1 protein-coding gene is annotated in these 563 nt (G+C 42.6%); it reads right to left on the reverse strand.

All coding sequences use genetic code 11. The features are described from left to right. Positions 1–563 (reverse strand): hypothetical protein (locus N1032_RS27010; RefSeq protein WP_259543775.1); only part of this gene is annotated, 563 nt, incomplete at both ends.

A 563-nucleotide genomic window follows, 5' to 3' on the forward strand; every position in this document is an offset into this window, starting at 1 on the left:
TTGGCCTCCGACTTGCTTCTTCCTGACTCATATGACCTTTTGCGTAGCGTTGCGCAGCTAACTCGCGTTTGTCGCCTTCGACGACTGGCTTGCTTCCAGGACGTACTACTTTCTTAGGAGCACCTGGACGCTTGATTTTTGCCATAACTTTAGCTTTACCAGTATCAAACTGATAGGCTTTATAAAGCACTTTGAAGAACTCTGGACGATTCTCTTTTAACATCTCATCTTCATTAGCACCACTGTCGATTGCATATTGCAGAAGTTGTTCATACAGTGCGTCATTCCAATTAGGGATGGCTTGTTTAAGAATCTGGACACATTCAATACTCTTAGCACGGAACGCTTCATCTTCTTTGGCTTTGGCTTCAGCTACTAAACGTTGCTGAGCATTGATGAGTTCTTGTTTACGAGCTTGATATCGTTCAAGGAATCGTTTATTTTCAACGTAAGCTTGTGGATCTTCGGCAGCAAGTTTATCCCAATCAAAACCTTGGTAATCAGAGATTACACGGTCAGCTTCTAGTTCAGAAAGCTGTAGGATATCTTTCATACCAGCTACA

The sequence above is a fragment of the Herbiconiux daphne genome (assembly GCF_024979295.1).
GTDB lineage: Bacteria > Actinomycetota > Actinomycetes > Actinomycetales > Microbacteriaceae > Herbiconiux > Herbiconiux daphnes.